The 21,115-nt window shown below is 36.1% G+C and carries 25 protein-coding genes; 16 read left to right on the top strand and 9 right to left on the bottom strand.

Features of this window, described 5'->3' with window-relative positions; all coding sequences use genetic code 11:
* Nucleotides 1–99 precede the first annotated feature (99 nt).
* The 4 genes from lysS to EG339_RS14045 all read right to left on the bottom strand — a co-directional run bounded on the left by lysS (nt 100) and on the right by EG339_RS14045 (nt 3,548).
* On the bottom strand, nt 100–1,797 hold the full coding sequence (gene lysS / locus EG339_RS14060) for a lysine--tRNA ligase (protein WP_123870609.1): 1,698 nt from the start codon (nt 1,795–1,797) through the stop codon (nt 100–102).
* Nucleotides 1,798–2,031: 234 nt separating this feature from the next.
* Entirely contained in the window at nt 2,032–2,958 is a 927-nt protein-coding gene (rlmF, locus tag EG339_RS14055) for a 23S rRNA (adenine(1618)-N(6))-methyltransferase RlmF (protein ID WP_123870608.1), read from the bottom strand.
* A 3-nt stretch (nt 2,959–2,961) separates the two neighbouring features.
* Nucleotides 2,962–3,333 carry a c-type cytochrome gene (locus EG339_RS14050; RefSeq protein ID WP_123870607.1) on the bottom strand — a complete coding sequence of 124 codons (372 nt, stop codon included), beginning with the start codon at nt 3,331–3,333 and terminating at the stop codon, nt 2,962–2,964.
* A complete protein-coding gene (locus tag EG339_RS14045; protein ID WP_123870606.1) occupies nt 3,333–3,548 on the bottom strand; it encodes a hypothetical protein in 216 nt (71 codons plus the stop codon). Before EG339_RS14045 ends, EG339_RS14050 begins: the two co-directional genes overlap by 1 nt.
* A 199-nt stretch (nt 3,549–3,747) precedes the next feature.
* On the opposite strand from EG339_RS14045, the gene EG339_RS14040 reads away from it, so the two are divergent.
* From EG339_RS14040 to lipB, 11 genes are all read left to right on the top strand, one after another.
* On the top strand, nt 3,748–4,203 hold the full coding sequence (locus tag EG339_RS14040; RefSeq protein ID WP_123870605.1) for a cupin domain-containing protein: 456 nt from the start codon (nt 3,748–3,750) through the stop codon (nt 4,201–4,203).
* A gap of 183 nt (nt 4,204–4,386) precedes the next feature.
* Nucleotides 4,387–5,031 carry a hypothetical protein gene (locus EG339_RS14035; RefSeq protein WP_123870604.1) on the top strand — a complete coding sequence of 215 codons (645 nt, stop codon included), beginning with the start codon at nt 4,387–4,389 and terminating at the stop codon, nt 5,029–5,031.
* A 251-nt stretch (nt 5,032–5,282) separates the two neighbouring features.
* A complete protein-coding gene (locus EG339_RS14030; protein ID WP_123870603.1) occupies nt 5,283–6,707 on the top strand; it encodes an anthranilate synthase component I family protein in 1,425 nt (474 codons plus the stop codon).
* 44 nt (nt 6,708–6,751) lie between these two features.
* Entirely contained in the window at nt 6,752–7,354 is a 603-nt protein-coding gene (locus EG339_RS14025) for an anthranilate synthase component II (protein WP_123870602.1), read from the top strand.
* A gap of 78 nt (nt 7,355–7,432) precedes the next feature.
* The gene (trpD, locus tag EG339_RS14020) at nt 7,433–8,419 is read left to right on the top strand and encodes an anthranilate phosphoribosyltransferase (protein ID WP_123870601.1); all 987 of its coding nucleotides are present in this window, start codon (nt 7,433–7,435) and stop codon (nt 8,417–8,419) included.
* Between the two features lie 37 nt (nt 8,420–8,456).
* Nucleotides 8,457–9,230 carry an indole-3-glycerol phosphate synthase TrpC gene (gene trpC / locus EG339_RS14015; protein WP_123870600.1) on the top strand — a complete coding sequence of 258 codons (774 nt, stop codon included), beginning with the start codon at nt 8,457–8,459 and terminating at the stop codon, nt 9,228–9,230.
* Between the two features lie 53 nt (nt 9,231–9,283).
* A complete protein-coding gene (locus EG339_RS14010) occupies nt 9,284–9,967 on the top strand; it encodes a phosphoribosylanthranilate isomerase (RefSeq protein WP_123870599.1) in 684 nt (227 codons plus the stop codon).
* A 158-nt stretch (nt 9,968–10,125) separates the two neighbouring features.
* Entirely contained in the window at nt 10,126–10,671 is a 546-nt protein-coding gene (locus tag EG339_RS14005) for a GNAT family N-acetyltransferase (RefSeq protein WP_123870598.1), read from the top strand.
* 4 nt (nt 10,672–10,675) lie between these two features.
* The gene (gene trpB / locus EG339_RS14000) at nt 10,676–11,854 is read left to right on the top strand and encodes a tryptophan synthase subunit beta (protein WP_123870597.1); all 1,179 of its coding nucleotides are present in this window, start codon (nt 10,676–10,678) and stop codon (nt 11,852–11,854) included.
* Between the two features lie 151 nt (nt 11,855–12,005).
* Nucleotides 12,006–12,740, top strand: a complete 735-nt coding sequence (gene trpA, locus EG339_RS13995) for a tryptophan synthase subunit alpha (RefSeq protein ID WP_123870596.1) — start codon at nt 12,006–12,008, stop codon at nt 12,738–12,740.
* Between the two features lie 31 nt (nt 12,741–12,771).
* Complete coding sequence (gene lipB, locus EG339_RS13990) at nt 12,772–13,500, top strand: lipoyl(octanoyl) transferase LipB (protein WP_123870595.1); 729 nt, start codon at nt 12,772–12,774, stop codon at nt 13,498–13,500.
* A 65-nt stretch (nt 13,501–13,565) separates the two neighbouring features.
* On the opposite strand, the gene EG339_RS13985 is transcribed toward lipB, so the two are convergent.
* Together EG339_RS13985 and EG339_RS13980 are read right to left on the bottom strand one after the other, a co-directional pair.
* Nucleotides 13,566–14,408 carry an IS3 family transposase gene (locus EG339_RS13985; protein ID WP_123868394.1) on the bottom strand — a complete coding sequence of 281 codons (843 nt, stop codon included), beginning with the start codon at nt 14,406–14,408 and terminating at the stop codon, nt 13,566–13,568.
* Nucleotides 14,396–14,923, bottom strand: a complete 528-nt coding sequence (locus EG339_RS13980) for a helix-turn-helix domain-containing protein (RefSeq protein ID WP_123868395.1) — start codon at nt 14,921–14,923, stop codon at nt 14,396–14,398. Before EG339_RS13980 ends, EG339_RS13985 begins: the two co-directional genes overlap by 13 nt.
* 204 nt (nt 14,924–15,127) lie before the next feature.
* Here EG339_RS13980 and EG339_RS13975 point away from each other — a divergent pair, with 204 nt between their 5' ends.
* Together EG339_RS13975 and EG339_RS13970 are read left to right on the top strand one after the other, a co-directional pair.
* On the top strand, nt 15,128–16,087 hold the full coding sequence (locus EG339_RS13975; RefSeq protein ID WP_123870594.1) for a protein-glutamine glutaminase: 960 nt from the start codon (nt 15,128–15,130) through the stop codon (nt 16,085–16,087).
* A 70-nt stretch (nt 16,088–16,157) separates the two neighbouring features.
* Nucleotides 16,158–16,469 carry a hypothetical protein gene (locus EG339_RS13970; protein WP_123870593.1) on the top strand — a complete coding sequence of 104 codons (312 nt, stop codon included), beginning with the start codon at nt 16,158–16,160 and terminating at the stop codon, nt 16,467–16,469.
* A gap of 10 nt (nt 16,470–16,479) precedes the next feature.
* Here EG339_RS13970 and EG339_RS13965 read toward each other — a convergent pair whose 3' ends face one another.
* On the bottom strand, nt 16,480–17,232 hold the full coding sequence (locus tag EG339_RS13965) for an SDR family oxidoreductase (protein WP_123870592.1): 753 nt from the start codon (nt 17,230–17,232) through the stop codon (nt 16,480–16,482).
* A gap of 247 nt (nt 17,233–17,479) precedes the next feature.
* On the opposite strand from EG339_RS13965, the gene EG339_RS13960 reads away from it, so the two are divergent.
* From EG339_RS13960 to EG339_RS13950, 3 genes are read left to right on the top strand one after another with little or no spacing between them, the layout of a single operon-like run.
* Nucleotides 17,480–18,112, top strand: a complete 633-nt coding sequence (locus tag EG339_RS13960; protein WP_123870591.1) for an NAD(P)H-dependent oxidoreductase — start codon at nt 17,480–17,482, stop codon at nt 18,110–18,112.
* A gap of 30 nt (nt 18,113–18,142) precedes the next feature.
* A complete protein-coding gene (locus EG339_RS13955) occupies nt 18,143–18,580 on the top strand; it encodes a MarR family winged helix-turn-helix transcriptional regulator (RefSeq protein WP_123870590.1) in 438 nt (145 codons plus the stop codon).
* On the top strand, nt 18,577–19,002 hold the full coding sequence (locus EG339_RS13950; RefSeq protein ID WP_123870589.1) for an organic hydroperoxide resistance protein: 426 nt from the start codon (nt 18,577–18,579) through the stop codon (nt 19,000–19,002). The genes EG339_RS13955 and EG339_RS13950 overlap by 4 nt, the downstream gene beginning before the upstream one ends.
* A gap of 270 nt (nt 19,003–19,272) precedes the next feature.
* Here the strand turns inward: EG339_RS13950 and EG339_RS13945 are convergent, their stop codons facing one another.
* Nucleotides 19,273–19,902, bottom strand: a complete 630-nt coding sequence (locus tag EG339_RS13945; protein WP_123870588.1) for a peptide deformylase — start codon at nt 19,900–19,902, stop codon at nt 19,273–19,275.
* Nucleotides 19,903–20,192: 290 nt separating this feature from the next.
* Nucleotides 20,193–21,065 carry a ChaN family lipoprotein gene (locus EG339_RS13940; RefSeq protein ID WP_123870587.1) on the bottom strand — a complete coding sequence of 291 codons (873 nt, stop codon included), beginning with the start codon at nt 21,063–21,065 and terminating at the stop codon, nt 20,193–20,195.
* Between the last annotated feature and the right edge of the window lie 50 nt (nt 21,066–21,115).

Below are 21,115 nucleotides of genomic sequence, written 5' to 3'. Positions count from 1 at the left end.
CTGGACAATTACCGGATTACTTTCAGGAATTACTGCTGGAAAAAAGAAAAAGGTACAGCATAGCACTGTACCTTTTTTATTTATATTTTCTGAGAAATCCTAAGCTAATTTCATCAAAAGATTTTCGTCAATTTTCTCAACTTTTACAATATTGTTCTTTGTCAAAGTTTTGGAAGCTTTATCCCATTTTTTACCGGACAGCTGGCTTCTTTGTTTTACTTCAGCCAAAGCCATCGGCTCTTCCTGAGAATTAAGGATTTCAAGGATTACTTTTTCATCTTCTCCCAATTCAATCTGCGGAGCAGCTTTTTCCGGTCTCATCTGAGGGAAGAATAATACTTCCTGAATCGATGCATTATTGGTTAAGAACATGATCAATCTGTCCATTCCGATTCCTAATCCTGAAGTTGGCGGCATACCGTATTCCAATGCTCTCAGGAAGTCCTGGTCGATGAACATTGCTTCATCATCACCTCTTTCAGATAAAGCCATCTGTGCTTCAAAACGCTCTCTCTGGTCAATAGGATCATTAAGCTCTGAATACGCGTTTGCGATTTCTTTACCGCACACCATTAATTCAAAACGTTCTGTTAAGCCTTCTTTGCTTCTGTGTTTCTTTGTTAATGGAGACATTTCAATCGGATAATCTGTAATGAAAGTCGGCTGAATGAAGTTTCCTTCACATTTTTCACCGAAAATCTCATCAATCAGTTTTCCTTTACCCATAGTTTCATTCACTTCAATACCGATAGACTTTGCGAAATCGTATAATTCCTGTTCAGTTTTTCCAGTGATATCAAAACCTGTAAATTTCAGGATTGCTTCTGTCATAGAAACTCTTGGGTAAGGTGCTTTAAAATCTACTTCATGCTCCCCGAAAGTTGCCTTTGTAGTTCCGTTTACCTGAATAGCACAGAATTCTAATAGCTTTTCTGTGAAATCCATCATCCAGTTGTAGTCTTTATAAGCTACATAGATCTCCATTGCAGTAAATTCCGGATTGTGGGTTCTGTCCATTCCTTCGTTTCTGAAGTTTTTAGAGAACTCATATACTCCGTCAAAACCACCTACGATCAGTCTTTTCAGATATAATTCGTTGGCAATTCTTAAATATAATGGAATGTCCAATGCATTGTGGTGCGTGATAAACGGTTTTGCTGCTGCTCCCCCTGGAATCGACTGCAGGATTGGTGTTTCCACTTCAAAATACCCAGCATCGTTGAAGAAAGTTCTCATGGCATTGAACAGTTTTGTTCTCTTCACGAAAATTTCTTTTACCTGTGGGTTTACCGTTAAATCTACATAACGCTGTCTGTATCTTAATTCCGGATCGGTGAACCCGTCGTGTACAACTCCATTTTCATCAGTTCTTGGTTGAGGAAGTGGACGAAGAGATTTAGTAAGAAGTACAAAATTTTTCACTAAAACCGTCTTCTCTCCTACCTGAGTAGTAAACAATTCTCCTTCAATACCGATGATATCACCAATATCCAAAAGGTGTTTGTATACTTCGTTATACAGTTCTTTATCTTCACCCGGACAGATCTCATCCCTGTTGAAATAAACCTGGATTTTTCCTTTAGAATCCTGCAATTCTGCGAAAGAAGCTTTCCCCTGAATTCTGCGGGACATTAATCTACCAGCGATCTTCACCTGTTTACTTTCAGAAAAGTCCTGTTTTATAGATTCTGTAGTATCTGTAATTGTATACTCATCCGCAGGGAACGCATTAATCCCCATTTCAGTAAGCTTATTCAGCTTTTCTCTTCTAATGATTTCTTGTTCTGATAATTGCATTTCTTATTTTTCTAAAAGCGTACAAATTTAGGCATTTTTGAGTTGACCGTCAATTGATTTTTTCAGAAATTTTAAAATGAAGATGGTGAACAGGAAAAACTATAGCCCTATAGAGGTTAAAGCGAGGATTGAAGATGATAAGTGTAATATGAAATAAGGTGAATAGTGAATTATCAAATAATATAATATCATTCGCTATTGACTTGTGCAGCAAAACTGGCTATTAAATATAAACTATATCCAATCCTTTCGTTTCTGCTGAGGAACAAACGTCCAAACCAATATTCGGCTCACTTTCTGGCCCTGAGCCATATCAATTGTTTTGAAATCTACTGCCTTTACTTTCTTTAAAAGCGTTGTCAGTTTATAAAGATTGTCTTTTTTAGAAACCAGACAGGTAAACCAAAGAATCTGGGATGAATACTGAACACTTTCAGTAATCATATTGGTAATGAATGCCAGCTCGCCTCCCTCGCACCATAATTCTGACTGCTGTCCTCCAAAATTAAGTAATGTTTTCTGTGTCTTTCCCTTATTTAAATTCTTTGTTTTTCTAAGATTTCCTTTTATCATTGATTCTTTTGAATCATGAAAAGGAGGGTTACACATAGAAAATGTGAATCTATCTTCAGGAGCTAGGATTCCCTTAAATATATGATGAGAATTGGGCTGGTGTTGTAATTGAATTGACGATGACAGATCTGGGTTCTGATCCAGAATATGCCGGGCATTTTTTAAAGAATCTTCACTGATATCCGTTCCCAACATCTTCCAACCGTAGGATTTATGGGCAATTAAAGGGTAAACAAGATTTGCTCCTACTCCAACATCCAATCCTTTCACAGAATTTCCTGTTGGAATTTCACTTTTCTGTTCTGCCAGCAAATCAGCAATATAATGTACATAATCTGCCCTTCCCGGAATGGGTGGACATAGATTAGCCTCAGGAATATCCCAATTCCTGACATTATAAAAATGTAACAGTAAAGCCTTGTTAAGTAATTTTACAGCCTCAGGAATGCTGAAATTAATAGTTGCTGTCCCGTGAACATTCACAAAGACATAATGTTTCAGTTCTGGCACACAAGAAATAAGCAGATCAAAATCATAGGGATTACGATGCAGATTTCTTGTGTGCAGACTGGATTTTTCTGTGGACATCTTTTATTTTTTCTGGCTTAGAATATACTCCACCATTTTTTTAGCATCTTCTTTAGACACCTGTGGATGAGCAGCCATAGGGACTCCGCCCCAAACTCCACTTCCGCCTTCTATAATCTTGGAGGCCAACAGTTCAATATCTTTATCCGAATATTTAGCCGCGATCTCCTGATAAGAAGGTCCTATCATTCTCTCATTAACAGAGTGACACCCAGAACAATCCAATGTTTCCATGATCTGATCACCGGAAAGATTGGATTGAGCCGGAGCGGACACTGATGCAGCATCCGAAGATGCTACTTCTGTTGTATTTTCTTTTTTAGAACAGGAAAAGATCAAAAGACCCAAAGTTCCCGCCAAAAATATTTTTTTCATTATTTCTTCGCTGTAGAATCTGTTTTAGCAGCTTCAGGAGCAGGTGTAGTTGCAGCAGGAGCAGGAGTAGCAGGCTTAGCTGTTGAATCTACAACTGTAGTTGCTGCCGGCTCTTCAAGCATCGTGTTGCTGTCCTGTAATGAGTGATCTGCTTTTTTAGAGCAGCTTGCCAATAATAAACCTCCAATAAATGCGATAGCTAGTACTTTTTTCATTTTTTTCTAATTTGAAAGCAAAAATATAAAAAATAAACGTTTCAGCTTATGACAAATGTTTCTTTGAAAAAGTTTTTTACAATTTATAATATTTAATATTTTCAACTAAAAACAATTCAATTAACAGTGAGAATTTAAATTAGGTTATTATTTTTGTATAAGAGATCACATATAAATACAAACTATTAATCTACAATGTATGACTTTTAAAAATTTATTCAGTACAGCTCTTTTACTAACACTACTCTATTTTCCTTTATCCTGCCACACCTCTGAGGACGAGCAGCCCAAATCAGAATATTCAGATAAAATTGAATCCGTAACGTTATTGAAGACCACAAAATCATGGGACGGAACTCTGTATGGCAGCTATCCGACCGGGCAGCCGGAAATCTCCATTCTTAAAATCTCCGTTCCCCCTAATAAAGCATTGGATTGGCATAAACATCCTGTTATTAATGCAGCTTATGTAGAGAAAGGAGAAATTCAGATAGAAAGAAAAGAAGACGGTAAAACACAATGGGTAAAAAAGGGTCAGGTTCTCCCTGAAATGGTTAATATCGCCCACAGAGGAAAAACCGGAGATAAGGGAGCTACTCTGATTGTTTTTTACAGCGGAGCAACGGACATTCCTCTTTCTGAACCCGTACATTAAGCCATATAACACAGGGTTTGTGAAATCATAAACAAAAAATTTCAAAAGCCCTGATGTTTAATATCCATGAAAACCTTTATACAACTCCTTTTCCGTAATAAAATAAATAAAACATGGTTTCATTTGTTTTTTTTGATAAGTTTAAACTAATTTTAGGTCAAAGAAATCATTATAAAATCAGCTATGGTCTTAATCTCGAAAATACTGTTTTTCACCAGTCATCATGGTTTTTATACGGTGATCCTTCTTTTCCTGATCTTAGGATTACTATCTTATTTCACCAAAAAAGTATGGTTTGTTATTCTTGCCATACCGCTCTCTATTTTAAACGGATTTGGCGGACAGTTTCTGAATGCCTGGTTTCTGAACAAATATGGAGTGGAAAGCACCGCGATCATTACTTCTGATGAGGAAACCAATTCAACATTAAATGACATGTATATTCATGATTATGAAGCCATTGTCAAAAAGCAGGATGGTAAATACATTTCAACCTACTTCTCTACTACATCAGCAACTATTTATCCTATTGAAAATGCCATCAGAATACCCCGGATGGAAATAAGCTTCCCCGTAAAATATATTCCGGGATATGAAAAAAATATTGTGATTCTCTACAATGAATCTGAGGAAGGAAAAGCAGTACTTAAATACACAAAACTAGCTCCGGTAAATTCTGCAAGAATTAAATATGAAGCAGACAGAACCAATAAAGTATTCATTGCAGAATACATCAAAGCCCTGGAAAACTATACAGCATCTTATGATGAGGAAAGCTATAAAAGAAAACTAGAAGAACTCAAAGAAGAGCTTAAACAACTGAAATAAAAGCCTTTCAATATTAAGTTTTTCATTTTTTTTGTTTTTTTTGTTTTTTGTATTAAAAAAATTTCTACATTTGCCTCATGTTTACAATGAGCAACAATATTTGGTGGTGGCTTTCAAACTCTTCGTCGGGTCTGAAAGTATTGTCATGTTGCTAACCCAGCATCAGATATAAACAAAACAATATACAAGGCTTTGACGGATTCCGTTGAAGCCTTTTTTATTCCTAAACCTTACAAAAAATAAAACAGAAGATGTTTACACAGAAAATAAAAATAAAAACCGTTTCGAAAAAAACTCTTGGAGATCTTCATACTCCAATGAATATTTACCTTAAGATCAGGGACAAGTTCAGAGACACTATTCTACTGGAAAGCTCAGATTCAAAAAGTATTGATAACAATTTCTCTTTTATCGCAATCAACGCTGTTGCCGGAATTGAAGTAAAAAATTTAAATGAGTTTGAAATTAAATTTCCTGACTCCGCTCCGGCAAAACAGTTCATTATGGAACGTAATATCACCGATATATTTGAAGACTTCCGCAATGTCTTTGACTGTGAAAAAACCAATGATCCTATTGAGCAGACTGCACAAAGCCTATTTGGGTATACAAGTTTTGAAGCGGTACAGTTCTTTGAAAACATCAATTTAAAAGCACAAAGCCCGGAAGTAGAAATTCCGATTCTCAGATACAGATTATACCAATATGTAATTGCCATCAACCATTTTAATGATGAAATGCATATTATTGAAAACCAAATGGAAGGCGTAAAATCTGAACTTCATCTTTTAGAAAACCTCATCAAAAACCAAAACACTCCAGTCTATCCATTTGAAAAAAATGGGCAGGAAACCTCGAATATTACGGATGAAGAATATATTGAGCTGGTAAAAACAGCCCAAAAGCACTGTATGAGAGGTGATGTTTTCCAACTGGTACTGAGCAGAAGATTTGAACAGAAATTTACAGGGGATGAGTTTAATGTGTATCGTGCTTTAAGGAATATCAACCCTTCTCCTTACCTGTTTTATTTTGATTATGGAAACTACAAATTATTCGGATCCAGCCCTGAAAGCCAGTTAATCATTAAAGATCACAAAGCTGTTATCCATCCGATTGCCGGAACTTCTAAAAGAACAGGGAACCTTGAAGCTGATCTTCAAGCCATTGAAGTCTTAAAAAATGATCCCAAAGAAAATGCAGAGCATACCATGCTGGTAGACCTTGCCCGTAACGATCTTGGGAAATTGGGTAAAAATGTAACGGTTACCAAGCTGAAAGAAATTCAGCTTTTCTCTCACGTGATCCATATGGTAAGTGAAGTAACAGCAGATCTTCCGGAGCAGATCAATCCTCTTGAGATGATCTCTGCCACTTTCCCCCAGGGAACTTTGAGCGGCGCTCCTAAACATAAAGCCCTTCAGCTTATTAATCAATATGAAAAAGATTCCCGCGGATACTATGGCGGATGTATTGGGATTGTTGGTTTAAACGGCACATGCAACCAGGCGATTATGATCAGAACCTTTTTAAGCAAAAACAACACTTTATATTATCAGGCCGGGGCCGGCCTTGTTGCGAAATCAGTTCCTGAAAATGAACTGCAGGAAGTAAATAACAAATTAAATGCGCTGAAAAAAGCAGTTGAGAAAGCAGAAAAAATAGTAGGAAATTAAAAACCACATCAACCCTTCACCCATTAATACTACAAAAGAAAGAAATGAACAACAATACAAACTCTCAACAGTCACAGCCTAAAGTTCTGGTTTTTGATAACTATGACAGCTTTACTTATAACCTTGTCCAGATCATTGAAAGAATACTGAATCAAAAAGTAGATGTTGTAAGAAACGACCAGATCACTTTGGAAGAAGTTGGAAAATATGACAAGATCATCCTTTCTCCAGGCCCTGGAATTCCTGAAGAAGCCGGAATTTTATTGGAACTGATTAAAGAATATGCTCCTACAAAAAGTATTTTAGGGGTATGTTTAGGACAACAAGCCATTGCAGAAGCTTTTGGTGGAAGCCTCATCAACCTGTCTGAAATCTTCCACGGAGTGGCTACTACTACTGAATTAGTAAAGGAAAACACTAAGCTTTTCAAAGATTTAGCATCAGGACTTGAAGTTGGAAGATACCACAGCTGGGCTGTGAATCCTGAAAACTTTCCTGATGAACTGGAAATTACAGCCGTTGATAAAGATGGGATGATTATGGCTCTTCAGCATAAGACCTATGATGTACATGCGGTACAGTTTCACCCGGAAAGTATTTTAACTCCTGAAGGAGAAGTAATTATCCGTAACTTTTTAAATCAGTAGAAATTTCTGTTGAAAGTTTAATGAAGTAAGCTCAATATGAAAACAAAACAAGATCCATCAACCATAAAAACACCTCAAATGAAAGAAATTTTGCAATATATGTTCAATCACAATACTTTATCAAAGTCTGAGGCAAAAGCCATGATGATTGAAATAGCCCAAAACAAGTTCAATGCAGCAGAAGTAACAGCTTTCATCAGTGTTTTCCTGATGCGGAATATTACCCTGAAAGAATTGGAAGGATTTAGAGAAGCACTATTACAAATGGCGGTTCCAATACATATTAATGCCAGCGATGCCATTGATATCGTAGGAACAGGCGGTGACGGAAAAAACACAATCAACATATCAACATTGGCCAGCTTTGTGGTGGCCGGAGCCGGGCAGAAGGTAACTAAACATGGAAATTATGGAGCTTCAACCACTACAGGCTCATCCAATGTACTGGAAGAATTGGGATACCAGTTCAAGAACAGTTCGGAACAGCTGAATGAAGATCTTGAAAGAGCTAATATCTGCTTTTTACATGCTCCTTACTTCCATCCTGCTCTACAATCTGTTGGATTATTAAGAAAATCTTTGGGATTAAGAACCTTCTTTAATCTTCTTGGACCTTTGGTAAATCCTGCAAAACCTCAATATTCAATGATTGGAGTGTATAACCTTGAAATTGCAAGAATCTATCAATACCTTTTACAAAAAGAGGCACAGGAATTTATCCTGGTTCACGGATTGGATGGGTATGATGAGATCAGCCTTACCCATGACAGTAAAATTATTACCAAAAAAGGAGAAGAAATATATTCTGCAGAAGATCTTGGCTTCAATCCTGTAACTTTAGAAGATATTAAAGCAGGAAATACCACCAAAGAAACGGCAAAAATCTTTATGAACATTCTGGAAGGAAATGGAACAGAACAGCAAAACTCTGTGGTTCTGGCCAATGCATCTGTAGCTCTTTACCATACTCATAAATTCGGAACATATGATGATTGCTTACTGTTGGCACAGGAAAGTTTGGAAAGTGGAAAAGCATTAAAAACATTTGACCTTTTAATTAATTAAGAATTTAAAGCCATCTATAACATTCTAATCTTTACCCATGACCATACTAGATAAAATTATTGAAAGAAAAAAAGAAGAAATAACGGTTTCAAAAGCAGCTGTTTCGGTTGATGAGCTAAAAAACTCTGAGTTTTTTAAAAGGAAAAGTTCATCATTGAGAGAATCTATTAAAAATAAAAGTGGAATTATTGCTGAGTTTAAAAGACAGTCTCCATCTAAAGGAATCATTAATAACAGTGTTCAGCCTTTAGATGTCACTTCAGCTTATGAAAAATTCGGAGCCAGCGGAGTTTCCATTCTTACAGATACAGATTTTTTCGGTGGAAATTTCAAGGATATCTTGAATGTAAGAAAGCATATTAACATTCCTATTCTGCGTAAAGACTTTATGATTGATGAATATCAGTTTTATGAAGCGAAAAGCATGGGTGCCGATGTTATTTTACTGATAGCTTCCTGTCTTTCTCCCAATCAGGTTCAGGAGTTCACTGAGCTGGCACATGAACTGGATCTGGAAGTTTTATTGGAAATTCATACGGAAGAAGAGTTGAAACATTTTAATTCCAATATCGATTTGGTTGGAATTAACAACAGAAACCTGAAAGATTTCAAAGTGGATTTACAGCATTCCGTTCAGCTAAAAGACCAACTTCCTATGGATACTTTATCCGTTGCAGAAAGTGGCATTTATAGTCTTGAAGATTTTAAATATTTAAAAGAAAAAGGATTTGACGGTTTTCTGATGGGAGAATATTTTATGAGAAATTCAGATCCAGCAAAAGCATTTGAAGAATTTTCTGTATTGATTTGAACATAAGCTTATCACCGGATCATCAAAAAATCCACAACAATCCATTAACTATCATGAACCAACAGCCAACAACCAATATCCTCCCATCTCTTAAAGTCTGTGGCCTGACAAAGCAAGATCAGATTCAGGAACTGATCTCTATCAATGTAGATTTTCTAGGTTTTATTTTCTATAAAAAATCGCCGCGATATGTTCTGAATCATTTGAGTCTGGAAGATATTGCCCAGATTAACCATCAGGGAAAAGTTGGAGTTTTTGTCAATGAAAAAGTTGAAGCCATTGTTGAAATTGCTGTAAAAGGAAAACTAAATTTGATTCAGCTACATGGTGATGAGGATCATCATTTTATTATTGAATTAAAAAAACAACTAAATCCTGATGTTAAAATAATCAAGGTAATAAGAATAGGAAACGATATCACTGAAAACAAAAATAAAATAACACAGACTTTCAATAGCAGCCTTGAACCCCAAAATCTGCAACCTATTTCCTATTACCTGTTTGATACAGACAGTAATGCATTCGGAGGAACAGGCCAACAATTTGACTGGAGTGTATTAAATGAATTTGAAATCCCACTCCCCTATTTTCTGAGCGGCGGTATTTCAGAGGAGAATATTAAGAATATTGAAGAATTGAAGCAAAAACCTTTCGCACTAGATATCAATTCAAAATTTGAAAAAGCGCCGGGGGATAAAAATACAGACAAAATAAAAAAATTGAAAACATCAATATGAGTCTCAACGGGAAGATTTAACCCAAAATTGAAAACATCCCAATTAATACAAACCACCAATGATGATTTCGAAAGCTATGCATGATTATAAATTTCATCCTCTGCTGTGATTAAACCGTCCCTTCGGGATTCTTATAAAATTTGATTATATTAAAACTCATGAAATATCATATTAAACAAACCAACGAATTAACAGACAGTGATATTGAACATATCCTCCGGCTTTGGGACATTTCTGCATGGAATACCATGAAGTCTGCCTACTTCCGCGCTTTTTTTAAAGATTCGGAATTTCATTTCCTGTTGGATTCTCACTCAGAAATTCTGGCAGTTTTCCGTCTCAATTTTGATTTTGTATTGGAAATTTCAGGAACACAATATGTTTTTGCAGAAGCCGTAGGACTGGTTGCAGCCCATAAGAAAAAAGGATATGGGGCTATGCTGGTACAGCAATTTAAGGAAAATGTTACCCAGAGAAATCTGGAGACTATTGGTTTCTGCCATGCTGACCTTCGTCCGTTTTATGAAAAATGCAATATTGAAATCCTTTACGATAAGGCAAAAGCGATTAAGGAACAGGCGGACTCAGAATGGATCAATTCAGAAGATGATGATATATTAATTTTTAATGTCTCACACAAAATAAAAGAACAGCTCAATACATTAAGTGAACAAAACAACGCTTATTTAATTACTAAAGAATAAAGAAATGAATTATAAAAACCCAGATGAACACGGATATTATGGAGAATTTGGCGGAGCTTTTATCCCTGAAATGCTTTATCCGAATGTAGAAGAACTTCAAAAGAATTATCTTGAGATTATTGAGTCCGAAGACTTTCAGAATGAATACCAGGATCTGCTTAAAAATTATGTAGGCAGGGTGACACCACTGTACTTTGCTAAAAATTTAAGTGAAAAATACAATACTCAGATCTATTTAAAACGCGAAGATCTTAATCATACCGGAGCTCATAAGATCAATAATGCTTTAGGGCAGGTTCTTTTGGCAAAACGTCTTGGAAAAACAAGAATCATTGCAGAAACCGGTGCCGGACAACACGGCGTAGCCACTGCAACAGCCTGTGCATTGCTTGGTCTTGAATGTATTGTTTATATGGGTGAAATTGATATCCAGAGACAGGCACCGAATGTAGCGAGAATGAAAATGCTGGGTGCAGAAGTTATAGCAGCCACATCAGGATCAAAAACCCTTAAAGATGCCGTAAATGAAGCTTTAAGAGACTGGATCAACAATCCTGTTACCACTCATTATGTAATTGGAAGTGTAGTTGGACCTCATCCTTTCCCGGATCTGGTGGCAAGATTCCAAAGCATTATTTCAAAAGAAATCAAGGAACAGCTTAAAGAAAAAATCGGAAGAGTAAATCCTGACTATGTTATTGCATGTGTAGGTGGTGGAAGCAATGCAGCCGGAACATTCTATCATTTCGTAGATGAAAAAGAAGTTAAAATCATCGCAGCTGAAGCCGGCGGCCTTGGCGTTGATTCAGGAAAATCTGCAGCTACTACATTCCTGGGAACCCTTGGAGTACTTCACGGAAGCAAAAGTTTGGTAATGCAAACAGAAGACGGGCAGGTTATTGAACCCCACTCCATATCCGCCGGACTTGATTATCCGGGGATCGGACCCTTTCATGCCAACTTATTCAAGGAAAAAAGAGCAGAATTTTTCAGCATTAATGATGACGAGGCTTTGAAATGTGCTTTTGAGCTGACAAAATTAGAAGGTATTATTCCTGCCCTGGAAAGTTCCCATGCTCTTGCTGTTTTAAACAAGAAGAAATTTAAGGAAGATGAGATTGTTGTTATTTGTTTAAGCGGCCGCGGAGACAAGGATATGGAAACGTATCTCAAAAATCTGTAAAATGTCGGATGTAAAATGTCGGATGTAAAATGTCGGATGTAAAATGTACAATGTATTTTCTCCGCTGACTAATGCCTATTTTATGCATTGTATCTGGTACACTATACTTTATACATTGTACTTTGTACATTATACTTTAATACAATAAAAAATGAAAAAACTAAATATATACTTCACCGCAGGAATTCCGGAACTGGAAAGCACTACAGACATTATACAACTGATTCAGGACTCCGGAGCAGACATGATTGAAATCGGGATGCCTTATTCTGATCCCGTAGCAGACGGTCCTGTGATTCAAAAAGCCCATGAACTGGCTCTCCAAAACGGAATGACTATTGAAAAGCTTTTTTCTCAGTTAAAAACAATAAAAGATGAAATAAAAATTCCGGTCATTTTAATGGGTTATATTAATCCCGTATTAAGCTTTGGCTTTGAAAAATTCTGTAAGGAATGCTCAGAAAGTGGAGTTTCAGGACTTATTCTTCCTGACCTTCCTCCTATTGAATTTGAAAAAAATTATCAGCATATTTTAAAAAAATATAATCTCAATTTTACATTTCTGGTAACTCCGGAAACTTCGGATGAAAGAATACAGTACCTGGATTCATTAAGTTCCGGATTTCTGTATGCCGTAAGCTCTTCATCCACTACCGGAAACGAAAATACAGTTATAAAGAATGAAAACTACCTGACAAGACTGGCTGATCTTCCTCTTAAAAACCCAGTAATGATCGGATTCGGAATAAAATCAAAACAGGATTTTGAAAATGTGACTGAAAAAGCTGATGGCGGAATCATCGGAACAGCCTTTGTGAATGTTTTGCTTCAGGATAAAGATTGGAAGAAAAATGCCATAGATTTTATCCATTCCATAAAAGCTTAAAATTCACTAAATTTGTATATCAAAAATTAAAATGAATACAAATCAAAATAAAGCAGTAGAATTTGAAGATTTAGGAATTAAGGAATATCAGCCCGCATGGGATTATCAGGAGAAACTGATGAAGGATATTATTGATACTAAAATCAAGAATCGCGACCTGCCTGCAGAACAGCATATCACTACCCCGAACCATCTTCTTTTTGTAGAACATCCTCATGTATACACACTGGGAAAAAGCGGGCACGAAGAAAATTTGCTTGCAGGAATGGATAAACTGAAGGAAATTGAAGCTACCTATGTAAAAACCAATCGTGGTGGAGATATTACTTACCATGGTTATGGCCAGATTGTAGGTTATCCTGTTCTTGACCTTGAGAATTTTTTTACAGATATTCATTTATATATGAGAAATCTTGAAGAAGTGATTATCAGAACCATTGGTGAATATGGATTGAAAGGAGAACGTTCCCAGGGAGAAACAGGTGTCTGGCTGGATGTTGGAAAACCTTATGCCAGAAAGATCTGTGCTATGGGAGTAAAAGCTTCCCGATGGGTAACCTTACACGGTTTTGCATTGAATGTGAATACCGATATGCGTTACTTTGAATATATTATTCCGTGCGGAATTAAAGACAAACAGGTTACTTCTTTAAAAAGAGAACTTGAGAGAGAGCTCACTCCGGAAGAAATGGAAGAGGTAAAAGCAAAGATCAGAAAACATTTCGCTGATGTATTTCAGGCCGAACTGATTTACAAATAAAATTAATTTAAAATATTAAAATCCCTATGTAGCCGATTAGACTGCACCCAAAAGTTTAGACAAAATTAAACAATATTATTATATGAAAGAGTTCGGTACTGTACCGGACTCTTTCCTTTTAGATTAAGTCTTATTCTGTCGTTATTATAGTAATTGATATACTTCTTTATTTCTTTTTTGAGTTCATCAATGGTTTTAAATTTCTTAATATAGAACATTTCAGATTTTAAAGTTCCAAAGAAGTTTTCTATTACCGCATTATCAAGGCAGTTTCCTTTGCGGGACATACTTTGGATAATGCCTTTTTCTTTTAACATGTGCTGATAGGTTTTCATTTGATATTGCCAGCCTTGATCAGAGTGGATAATGAGGTTTTCAGTATTCTTAATCTTTCTAAACCCTTTTTTGAGCATATTCATAACCTGCGCAAAGACAGGCCTTTCCGAGAGATCATAACTGATAATCTCGCCATTGTAAAGGTCAATTATCGGCGAAAGATACAATTTACTGCCTGATACGTTAAACTCTGTCACATCAGTGGCCCATTTTCTGTTTGGCTGATCTGCCTTAAAGTTCCTCTCCAGAATATTTGGTGCTATCCTGCCTTGCTCTCCCCGGTAAGATCTGTATTTCTTAACCCTAATGATACTTTTCAATCCCAGTGCCTTCATTAGTCTTAAGACCGTTTTATGATTAATTACAATTCCTTGCTGTTTCATCATCAAAGTAATACGACGGTATCCAAATCGACCTTTATGCCTATGATAAATCTGTTTGATCAAAGTTTTTACTTTTCCATACTTATCCTTTTTATTAAGAGCTTTCTGATGGTAATAGAAACTACTTCTGGCCATACCTGTACAATCCAGCAGGAGCGACAGATTATATTTTCGCCTTAATCCTTCGATGGCCTCTGCTTGTTCTTTTTGAGAGTTAAGGCGTCTAACTTTTTTAGAAAATCAATTTCAGCTCGCAATCTTTCGTTTTCCAATAAAAGTTCTTCTTCTCTGGTCAATGGCTTATCAGACTTTCTTTTTTTACGCTTGTAATCACTCATAATACAGGGCCTTCCTTTAGGTTTATTCTTTAATCCTAAAATACCACTTTTTTCGTAATCCCTTTGCCAATTCAGCACGGTAGATTGAGCTGCGATATCAAATCGGATACATGCTTCTCTTTGTGAGATATGTTCTATTTCGATAGTTTTTAAAACTTTAACCTTGAAATTCACAGAATAGATCTTATTTCTTCTTGGTTGTAAACCCGAGATTCCGTACTTATTATAAAAGCCCATCCACTTGCGTAGATTACTTTCGTTAAATCCTTTCTCTGTTGCTATAGATCCAATTGAACGATGAGAATTTTTGTGGAGGTTAATACATTCTAATTTGAAAGCAACGCTAAATTTTTCTTTTCTATACATAAAAAAATGCCCCTAAAAAGTGTCTAACTTTTTGGGGGCAGTCCAGATACATAGGGATTTTTTTATAAGCAATTTTTAAATATTGATTATTTTTTGAAAAAAATTACTTGCATATATTTGAATTTTTCATAATTTTAATATCACTAAATAGTGAATAACAAAATACTGTTTAGAAAAATCATTAACCACCAAAATATGAGAACTATGAAAAAATTTTTGCTATCCATGATGGTATTTATATCAGTACTGTCCATCAACTCCTGTTCAGATTCCAACGCGAATCAGGAAACCGTAAATCCGCAATCCAAAGAAATTGCTATGAAAGAGTTCGGAAGAACTGTTCCGGTAGGAATCAATAAAGAAGGAACAAGCTATAAAGTTTCCTTTATCCTTTCCGCACAGCCTTACGAAATTAAAGACACTAAGGAAAACGAAGCTTACATTTCCATGATCAGTGAGGCCGTGAAAAATGAATCTCCGGTTCATATTTTTCTTAAAGCTAACTCCAATGAAATTGCTAAAGTAGACAGCCCTACACTGGAAGACATCCGTTTCTTTAAATCTTCTTTAACCAAAGAAATAAAAACAGAAGATGGGGCAAACAGAAAATTGGCCAGTGTTATACCGGATTTGGCTACTTTAAACAGTTTATTTACTCAAATCAAAAACCAGTCTTGCGGAACTTCTACAGCTTCTTCTCCATGCATCACATTCAGATACCCTGTAGACGGGTGCTATGCAAGAGCTCACAAAATGAGACAGATCTTAAACAATGCCGGATATGAGTGTGAAAAGCAATTTGTATATGGTAATTTAAGAGCTTCTACCGGTACCTGCTGTGTGTCATGGGTATATCATGTTGCCGTATTGGTAAGCTTTAAAAATGCTTCAGGTATTGTTGAAAAAAGAATTATTGACCCTTCTCTCAATTCAACAGGTCCTATCACCGATACTGCATGGAGAGCTGCCTGTACCAATTCTACCTGTGGTTCTACTTCTGTTTCTTCTTATGCCAATACGGCAGGGAATGTTTATTACAGAAGTCCATCGGGATCTTTACTATATGATAACAATCTGGTAAATACCAATTGTACTTTAACGGCATTCTCAGCTCTTTCAGGCTGTTCTGCTCCGGTACCTAGTACTGCACATTGTGGATTCTAACTAACTTTTTTATAGAGCTCCTGCAATTATTTATATATTGCAGGAGCTTTTTACTCAACAATTTATTATTATGAAAGCCTGGACTTATTTATTATTAGTGTTTGTCATGATTACATCCTGTTCTTCCCATTCAGAATCCCAGAAATTAACCTGGTACAATAACGCTACCATCACTAATATCCTTGAAGATCCTGATAGACCGGACGAAGTTGTTCGTGTGGCCATTGGAATAAGCGCACAGGTTTTTTACCTGTCAAAAAAATCTTCTGACTATAAAACGTTGATGGAAAAGGTTAATCTAAGTTTTAAAAAAGGTAACATTTATAATATAGGTGTTGAAAATAAAACCAATATGATCAAAGAGATCAATGAAGTGAAATAATTCTGCCCGATTATCTTATAACAGATATTCCGGCATCCACCTTCACTTCCGCACCATGAATATAGGATGCTTCTTCTGAAGCAAGAAATAGAACTACACTGGCAATTTCCTCAGGATTCCCCTGCCTTTTAAAAGGTATTGTAGGAATAATATCCTGAACCGCCACTTCAATCTGCTCAGGAGCAAGCCCTGTATTGTTAAAAATATTGGTCTTGATATGTCCCGGGCTTACTCCGTTCACACGGATTCCCCGCTCTGTAAGTTCTACTGCAAATGTTTTAATGAATGACTGCACCGCAGATTTAGCTGCTGAATATACTGAAAAACTATTCATAGCAATCTCTGTAGCAATAGAAGTATTAAAAATAACTGAGCTTCCTGCTTTCATTAATGGTAATAACTGCTGAACGGTAAAAAAAGAACCTTTTGCCAATACATTAAAGAGTTCATCAAAATGGTTCTCATCAACGTTTTCAACAGGAGCAAATTTACCATAGCCTGCATTGGCGAAAATAACATCAATTTGATCAGTATATTTTCTTACCTCTTCTTGTAAACCCAATAAGTCCTTCATATTCCCTGCATCAGAAATAATTCCAAAAGCGTTCCCCCCTAATTCTTCCAAAGCATTATTAACTGTTTGTTCACTTCTGCCGGTAATAATAACACGGCCACCTTCTTCTATAAATTTCTGAGCGGTAGCTAAACCCATTCCGTTAGTTCCACCTGTAATAACTGCTGTTTTGTCTTTAAATCTCTGCATTATTTTTTAGTTTTAAAATTCTGTTACAAAGATTGGAATCCTCATGGCAAAAAAAAATCCGAATCATGCTGAAAACAGATTATCCATTCCACTCATTTTTTATAAAATAAATAATAGTCATCAATAAAATCTTTCAAAATTAAATTGCGCGCAATTTAATTGCTTGTATATTTGCATAGTTAAATGATCACAAAATAAAATTTGGAACTCAATAATTGCAAACAGTTTAATTTTAAAATAAAAGAAAATGTCATTAATAGAAGACCTTAACTGGAGACACGCTGTAAAAGCTTATGACCCATCTAAAAAAGTATCTAACGAAGATTTAAATACCATTCTGGAAGCAGCAAGACTTGCTCCTACTTCATCCGGTTTACAGCCTTTCCGTATTATTGTTGTGGAAAATCAGGAATTAAAAGATAAAATGGTTGCCGGAGCTCTGAACCCTGAAGTAATGAGAGATTCTTCTCATGTTTTAGTTTTTGCTGCATGGGACAGCTACTCCAATGAAAAAATTGACAAAGTATATGATTACCATACGGATGTAAGGGATCTTCCAAGAGGACGTTTTGGAAGCTATACAGATAAAATTAAAGAGATGTATGGTGCCCAAACTCCTGAACAGCACTTTGCACACACTGCCCGCCAGACATATATTGCCTTAGGAATTGCTCTCGCTCAGGCTGCCGAACTTAAAATTGACAGTACTCCAGCAGAAGGATTCAGCAATGAACTTGTGGATGAAATACTGGGATTAAAAGAATTAGGCTTGAAAAGTGTGAGTTTATTATACCTTGGATACCGCGATGAAGCCAATGACTGGTTATCTTCTATGAAGAAAGTCCGTATTCCAATGGATGAGTTTATCATTAAAAAGTAATACCTTCACGAATCTTTCGTACTTCAGCTTATGGAACTTTCAAATACCCCCAAACTGGAAAACCAGATCTGTTTCCCATTGTATGTAATTGCTAAGGAAATCACCGGATTATACCGTCCTTTTCTTGATGAACTGGATATTACCTATCCACAATACCTTGTGATGATGGTATTATGGAATGGTGACGGACTTACAGTAAGCCATATCGGAGAAAAACTGTTTCTGGATAGCGGAACGCTTACTCCTCTTCTCAAAAGGCTGGAGACTAAGGGTTTTATCATAAGAAAACGTAAAAAAGAGGATGAAAGAGTTGTTGAAGTGTTTTTAGCCGAAGCCGGCAGGCAGCTTCAGAAAAAAGCCTGTGAAATTCCGGGTAAGATCCAGAAAAAAATCGGGATACAGCCTGAAGAACTGTTGGAACTCAAAGAAACAGTTTTAAAAATACTAAACAAAATAGAAAATAAATGAAAACTTTATATACAACAAAAGTTACTGCTACAGGCGGAAGAAATGGCCATGTAAAAAGTGAAAACGGAGTCCTTGATCTTGAAGTAAAGATGCCAAAGGCTTTAGGAGGCGCAAATGATAACTTTACCAATCCTGAAATGCTTTTTGCAGCCGGATATTCTGCATGCTTTGACAGTGCTTTGAACAGAGTAATCAGTCTGGGTAAAGTAAAAACAGGTGAAACTACGGTTGCTGCCCAGGTAAGCATAGGACAGATTGAAAACGGTGGTTTTGGATTGGCCGTAAAATTAGATGTAAATATCCCTGGAGTTTCTATTGAAGAAGCACAGTCTTTAACAGAAAAAGCGCATCAGATTTGCCCCTATTCAAATGCAACAAGAAACAATATTGAGGTTACGCTTTCTGTAACGAACAATGACTAATCCAATTTTTTTTATAATTATATTTGAAATGAGCTGTTTTTTGAGATAAAAACAGCTCATTTTTATTTTTAATCGCAGATTTTCTCAGATAATCAAGCTTGATTATGGATAGTTTGGAGAAATAATTTGTGAGCTAAGAATTAGTATGATTCGTATTTTCTTAGACGCAAAGATTTATTTTGACTATTCTTTATTTTGAGTAAGCAAAGGCTTAATCGATACATCAATTGGATGAAGCGATCTTTTTAGCCGGTACGTCATTACTCATTACTATCTCTTATTGAGATCACTTTTCTGGTAGGCGTCTACTTTTTTGTATGAATCATTTTTCTCTTTTTCCTTTTTGTCTGAGATCAGAATTCCGAACAGGTGGTCAATTTCATGCTGGAAGATCACCGCTGTGAAACCTTCTACAATTTCTGAATATTTCTGCCCTTTTAAATCCACATATTCCAGCTGAATGACTTTACTTCTGTAAAACTGATCTCTGAAATCAGGAATTGAAAGATCTCCTTCAGGTCCCAGGTTCTGCAAATCAGATCTCCATACAATGACCGGATTGATAAAGTATTCCAAAGGAGTTCCCTCTTTATCAAAACGCTGTACCCAAATTACTTTTCTGTTGATTCCTACCTGCGGAGCCGCAATACCTACTCCACCATCGGTTGAGAAAAGAGACTCTTTCATTCTTTTTACCAAAACAGCGGTATTGGGATCAGTTGGGTTGATTTCCGAAGAAAGGCTCAGTAATGTTTTATGCTGATGAGCATCAGTAGTCTGATAGATTGGCAATGCTGAATTTACATCTCCCTGATTGATGATAGAAAGTTCATCAGAAGTTAATTTCTGGGCATTAAGCAACCCAACAAAAAGTACAAATAGAATGGATATTTTTTTCATATAAACAGATGTACTACAAATGTAGAAATTGTTGGATAAAAATGGGTAATTATGTTGGAGTTTTAAGGCGGAAAGCCGGAAGACTGGAAATTATTATTGACCGTTAAATATCTATACATGTTTCATTATCAAGTTTTGGCTAAAGCCATTGGAATGTTTATATAAATAAAGAACGGGCTAAAGCCCGTTCCTATTGAATTTGATATCTCTATGTTGATTAATCCTATAAGTAGAATATCACATTCCAAAGTTAAAAATCTGCGAAATCTGTGGGATTTGTGGGAAGAAAATTAAAAAGTCTTCGTCATATCACTTGGAATAACCAGGTTGAACTCCGTTGGGGTATAGTCTTTTGAAGGAATTCTCAGTTCAGGGTCTTCTGATTCAAAAACAGAAATCACCGCTATTTTTAAGTTTGGATTTTTCTGTTTGATGTACCAATAGGTTCCGCCAAATTCTTTACTGTGATAATTGCCATTATAATGAATAAACGTCTTTCCTGCCTGAATGTTTTTAAGGATAGATTCAGCCATGGTAGCATCTTTTACAGCCTGTGCCGAGATAAAGTTCATCACTTTGGTTCCTTCTGCATGATCGCCCATCATCGCTTTCATTTCAGGATAGCCCGGTGTATCAAGAGTAACTTTGATGGGCAACTGAGCAATATATGTTTTTTCCTGATCACTTAATTTATTCAAGGATTCAATTCCTTCTTTGGCTGTTTGTGAGGCATATCTCCTGGGAATATTCGTTGCAATGAAATTCAGCTTTTTATTTTTAGCAAAATCTACCAGCGGTTTGTAATCTGTTGCATAATTGCTCCATAAACGGGCAGAATCTTTCAGTATTTTTGCATCAAACTTTCCGTTTAAATACTGGTTCAGCTGACGCTGATTATCTCTTTCAAACATTTCTGCCCCCAGAATAAGCTGTCCGTTTTTCTTTTCAAACAAAGCTTCTGTTATTTTAAGCTGAAGCCAGTGATTGATGGAACTGTTATGATTTTCACCAAAGAAAACAACATCATAGCCAGCCAATTCCTTCACCAATTTATCCGTTTTTATTTCTTTGCCTTTTTGATCATAAAACTGATAGGCTTTAAAGTTCTGTGCGCTGAGTGAGCAAAAACCTGCCAGCAAAATCACTATGAAAATATTTTTCATTTTTATATCTCTCTATTTTAATTTAACCCTAAATTACATTATATTTTGGT

The organism is Chryseobacterium bernardetii, assembly GCF_003815975.1.
Lineage (GTDB): Bacteria > Bacteroidota > Bacteroidia > Flavobacteriales > Weeksellaceae > Chryseobacterium > Chryseobacterium bernardetii.
Note: the sequence above shows the minus strand (reverse complement) of the source record. Positions and strands in the feature narration are given on the sequence as shown.